4 protein-coding genes are annotated in these 5,874 nt (G+C 43.3%); all 4 read left to right on the forward strand.

Going from position 1 to position 5,874, the window contains the following annotated elements; all coding sequences use genetic code 11:
• On the forward strand, positions 1-457 hold a 457-nt coding region (locus ACH2DQ_RS17005; protein ID WP_395027540.1), incomplete at its 5' end, for a hypothetical protein.
• A gap of 52 nt (positions 458-509) precedes the next feature.
• Positions 510-2,756: a hypothetical protein gene (locus ACH2DQ_RS17010; RefSeq protein WP_394911920.1), complete on the forward strand. Its 2,247-nt coding sequence runs from the start codon at positions 510-512 to the stop codon at positions 2,754-2,756.
• Between the two features lie 19 nt (positions 2,757-2,775).
• Positions 2,776-4,842, forward strand: a complete 2,067-nt coding sequence (locus ACH2DQ_RS17015) for a uroporphyrinogen decarboxylase family protein (RefSeq protein ID WP_394911919.1) — start codon at positions 2,776-2,778, stop codon at positions 4,840-4,842.
• A gap of 340 nt (positions 4,843-5,182) precedes the next feature.
• Positions 5,183-5,874: ABC transporter permease subunit (locus ACH2DQ_RS17020; protein WP_395027543.1), on the forward strand; the 692-nt coding region annotated here is incomplete at its 3' end.

Here is a 5,874-nt window from a genome sequence, read left to right on the forward strand (position 1 = left end):
TCCTATTGAGGACAGGATCTTGCTGGATCAGGACAGACGTATATCCTGCATGGATCAGGGAGAGAGAAGCTTTTGCTTCCGACTGCGGGGAGGAAGCTATAAGAAGCGCATGGAAGACGTAACATCGGAAGCGGTGGTTTTCCAGGAAAAGCCCCTGGCTGTTGCCTTTTTTCCAACTGAAAAGGCTGCAGTAAAAGAGAAACGGATCACGATATCAGATCCAGGCTGCATACTTTCCGCATTGAAAAAGATAAGGGGTAAAGATACATACCTGATCCGGTTGTTTGAAAGTACCGGAATGTCCAGGGAAGTTACCGTTTGCTTCTGGGATGAAGTAAATATAAAGGTATGGCTTGGTCCCTTTGAGATTAAAACGCTGGAACTGGATCCGGAAACATGTCGTGTAACAAAATGTCCTATGCTTCCCTCGATTAGCGGGTTAACAAAAGAGGAATGAGATATATCCATCAGGCTTGCTGCCGGTGGGAACAAAAAATGGAGGAAATAAAATGGAATATCAGATTGTACTCAAACAGTTTCATGAAAGTACACCGGTTTTGGAAGAACAATGGAAACCGGACAGGTCAATAAAAGAGCAGTGGAAGAATATGGATCAAATACCTTGCCGAATTCAGTGTATTCGTAGTGATGAAGAAAATGAACAGCGTTTTATATTGCGCACTGAGATGATACATGCATCGGAAAAGCCAATTTCCATCTCTTTGGAATTTATAAATGAGGAATGGACGGGAAGAGAATATGTATTTATGCCTGCTGCTGTATATGACGGCAATCGGATGGAAAGTAAGCGCATTCCTTATCCGCCTTTTCATGCAGGCAGGAGGTCAGAGGGATGGGACCGGGTAATTACAGACATTCCCCATCTTAATAAGGAAGGAAATAAATCCGGTATCTCGATGCGGTCTGGAGATATGAGTACTCCTGCTATGGGATATTTTATGGAGGATCAGAGAGAAGGTGTTTTGATCCTGGCCAATCATATAGTTCATGGGAGATACACCGGATTTACAGTTTCAGAAATGGAGAGTCAGGCTGTCTTTGGGGTTTCCTGTCCGGCTGTTAGGGAAGAGAAGAAATATTTTTTCGGGGAACTCCCTGATGGATCCGGTTTTTACCCCACTTGTGAGGCACCTTCAGATGATGTGGGAATATTGCTGAGAGAAGGAGAACGAGTGGAAATGGAGATCCGGTATTTCCGTTTTCCGGCAGAGAATCTGAATCAGTATTTTACAAAATTTAATGAATTGCGTGAAGAAATGGAAAAGGGGCAGGAGTTTTGCAGCATACCATTTTCCAAGGCTTATGAAGCTATCAAAGAAAAATATATACATATGAATTTTACTGACGAGGGATATTACCGGGTTGGAACTGAGAATGATGTTCCGCCTTCTTACTGGCAGTCTGGCTGGGTAGGGGGAGGAATGAACTCTTATGCATTTCTTCTGGAAGACAATGGGCTGGCACACAGCCAGTCTTTATCCAGTCTGAAATTCATTACAGAACACCTCCAGATGGAAAATGGATGGTATATCCCTATGTATGCCAATGGTCAGAGATATGGGGATGATTTTCTGAATAAAGACAGTCCGGTACTGCTGGTGAGAAAAGATGCTGATCTCTTATATTTTCTGATAAAACAGGCCTTTTATCTGAAATGCCAAGGAGAATTGCCGGAGCTGATGGAAAGCAGTATTACCCGTCAGGCGGATGCATTTGTTCGGTTCTATCAAAAAAACGGACAGCTGGGACAATTTATTAATATGCAGCAAGAGACGATTTTGCAGGGGGATACGGCAAGTGCAGCCATCGCAAGCGCGGCGCTGGTTTTGGCATATGAGTATTTTAAAAGGGAGGAATATTTGGAAACAGCAGAAGCACTGGGAGTTCTCTATTGGGAGGAATATTTAAAGAAGGGGATGTTAAACGGCGGACCCGGAGAAATCTGCCAGGCACCGGACAGTGAATCTGCATTTGGTTTTCTGGAATCCTGTGTGCAGCTTTATGAGACCACGGGAAAAGAAAAATGGCTGCAGGCGTCCAGGGAAGCTTTTGAACTGGCGGTTACCTGGGTAATGAGTTATGATTTCCATTTACCAGAGAGAAGCACGGCGGCAAAAATGAAAGCGCACACCAGGGGAACTGTATTTGCAAATGCACAGAATAAACATTCTGCACCAGGGATCTGCACGCTGTCAGGAAATTCTATGCTGAAACTTTACCGTTTTACCGGAGATCAAAAATATTTAAATTGGATGAGCCGGATCAGCCATTCCCTGTCACAGTTTGTATCCCTGCAGGAAAGACCCGTTGATACACTGGCGGGGCGTGCACTTCCAGCAGGATACATCAATGAGAGAGTGCAGACCAGTGATTGGGAGGGAAAGGAAACCATAGGGGAATTTCTCTATGGTTCCAACTGGCCCGAAGTAACAATGCTGCTTACCTATGTAGAAATTCCAGGAATATATCTGGATCTGGATCGAAGAGTCCTGCAGTGTTCCGACCACATAATTGCTGAGATCGTAAAGGAAGATGAGAGAGAAATGCTGATAAAAATCTGTAATCCTACCCCCTACGATGCGGTGGTAACCCTGATGACTGATCACAGCCTGGATCCGGTTTCTATTGGACATCAGTATTATAAAGAAATGCAGAAAATAGAAATTAGTGCCGGAATGGTGATAAATGCTGTTATTAGCGTGTGTGAAACAAAAAATAAATCTAAACATAAATGATGAAAAGCGAGGTAGAAATATGACACCCAGAGAACTGGTATATGCAACATTGGAATTCAGGAATCATACCGGAATAGTACCGCGGCAGATGTGGACTCTTCCTTGGAGTGAGTGGAATCACGGTGAAATGGTAGAAAAAATTCACAGAGATTTTCCCGATGATATAACAGGTGCCTTGTGCGATTTTAAAGAGAAGACGATTGAGGAAGGAGAACCTTACAGATATGGAGTCAGCCGGGATGCCTGGGGATGTATCGTAACTAATATTCATGAAGGAGTAATCGGCGAAGTGCGGGATCCTCTGGTGCAGGATGATGACTGGGAAGATGTGGAGAAAATTCACATCCCAAGGGAGTGGCTTAGCTTTGACCGGGACCAGGTAAATCAGTTCTGCAGAAACACAGACCGCTTTGTAACGGGTGGATGCTGTCCAAGACCTTTTGAGCAGCTGCAGTTTATCAGAACGACAGAAAACCTCTATATGGATCTCATGGATATTCCGTACCGGATGAAAAATTGGATGGAGAAAATGCATGGTTTCTACTGTGAATTGCTGGAGGAATGGGCAAAAACGGAAGTGGATGCCATCAATTTTATGGATGACTGGGGAAGCCAGAACAGTCTGTTAATAAGTCCCAGACTTTGGCGGGAGATCTTTAAGCCGATGTACCAAGACTATATTGCCATTGCCAAAAGGTACCATAAAAAAATATTTATGCACTCAGATGGATATATTCTGGATATTCTGCCGGACTTAACGGAAATGGGGCTGGATGCTATTAATTCTCAGATCTTCTGTATGGGTGTGAATAATCTGGAACCCTTTGCAGGAAAGATAACATTCTGGGGTGAAATGGACAGACAGCACCTTCTGGTAGAAGGATGTCCGGCAGACATACGAAATGCAGTGGAACAAGTGCGGGATACCTTGTGGAAACGCGGCGGATGCATTGCCCAGTGCGAATTTGGTCCCGGAGCAAAACCGGAAAATGTATACGAGGTTTTCCGGGCATGGGCAGGTAAAAAGGAAGGAACAAACCAAAATACTGCCCGGATGACAAAAAAGGAACGTGTCTGGGCGGCAATACGACATAAGGAAGGTGACAGAGTCCCAAAAGGAGAATTATATATCCAGCCCCAGATCGCCAACAAACTTCTGGGAGAGGAATATCCTCTGGATTACCAGCATTTTGAAAGAGATCGTAAAGTACGGGAATTACTGCACATGGATTTGGTTAACGTGGGTGACTGGCCGGAATGGGAAATAGGAAAGACGGATGACGGCAAAAAAGTAATTCAGAGTGTGTATGGACAGATGTTTCTGTTGGGAGAGGAGAGCAAGTGTCTTTTAAAGCCCCCGGTTGACATCGAAGATGCCGCAGATTATCAGGAGCCGGATATAAATAAAGTTACCGGAGATCTGGTGGCAAAATATGCAGAAGAGACGGATTTTTTTGTGTTTGCCCAGGTGGGTGGACCAATTTCTATGCTGAACGAGATGTATCCCATGGAAGATTATATGGTGAATTGCATTACTTATCCGGAAGAAACCCATATCTTATCGGAAAAGGTGATTGCCTTTGAGATTAAGAAAGCTAAATTATTCCTGGATAGAGGGGCAGATGCCATTTTGATTGCGGATGATATGGCATTTAATACAGGTGTATTTCTGCCGCCTTATGTAATGGAGGAAAATGTTTATCCATTTTATAAGCAGATGATACAGGAAATCAAGGCATATAAAAATGTTCCTGTATTTCTCCACAGTGACGGAAACCTGAACAGCGTCATGGACCATCTGGTGGCATGCGGATTTGACGGGATTCAGTCCATCCAGCCTTCCGCTGGTATGGATATCCGCAGTATCAAGGAAAAATATGGAGACAGGCTGTGTCTGTGGGGAAATATTGATCTGGACTACATGATGTGTTTTGGGACAATAGAAGAAGTTCAGGCAGATGTCCGAAATACAATAGAGGCTGCAGGAACAGACGGCGGATTTATTCTCTCTACCTGCAATACGATGGTGGATATTATACCGCCGGAAAATATATTTGCAATGATCAGAGAAGCTGACAGGTCTTAAAACTCATTACCCCCTTGGCATAACCCGCTTTACAGGATATGCCAAGGGGGTATATTTTTAAAAGTACAGAATTATAAGTCCTTTTTCTCTATAAAACGAAGTAATAGCAGGATTTAAAAGTTGTAAAAAGAAAAGAAATGCGTAAGAATGTCCTCAGAGCTTAGCAGAATATGCTGAGAGCGGTGTTGAGATGAGAAATACTAAGCCGCGGAGAAAATGGAAAGGGGAAGAGGATTGAAAGAAAATTATGAAATAGAAAGGAAGCCACGGTGTGATTCTTTCAACCTGTTTTATAGTGGCAGTATTGCAGGCTGGTCTGCAATAAGTGATGGGTATAGAGATGAAGGAAAAACGTAACAGAGGGCGCGTTTCCAGGAGAAAGAATACCACATTAACCATAATGGCCCTGCCGGCCGCCGTAATTCTTTTCCTGTTTTCTTATGTTCCTATTGCAGGATTGATTATTGCTTTCAAAGATTTTCGGTACGACAGAGGATTTTTAGGAAGCGGCTGGATCGGATTTAAGAATTTCGAATTTTTCTTTAAATCCAATGATGCGTGGGTTGTACTTAGGAATACCATTGGTCTGAATGTACTTTTTATCGGCATAACCCTGGTGGTTTCTGTTGGAATTGCTTTGATGATGAATGAAGTTCGAAGCAGAAAAATGATCAAGGTAACACAGACGATCATGTTTTTTCCATATTTTATGTCGTGGGTGGTAGTAGGATATCTGTTGTATGCGTATTTGCATCACGACTATGGCATCATTAACCAGCTGCTGCAATTTTTTGGACTGCACAGTATCTCATGGTATGCCAGGTCGGAATACTGGCCGGTGATACTGACTTTTATGTATGCCTGGAAGATGGCGGGCTATTACAGTGTAATTTATTACGCCGGATTAATGGGAATTGACGATACTTATTATGAAGCAGCAGCGCTGGATGGTGCAAGCAGATGGCAGATGGTCTGGAAGATTACACTTCCAATGCTGAAAGGAATTATTATAGTAATGGTAATTCTCCAGGT

It is taken from the genome of Robinsoniella sp. (assembly GCF_034124845.1).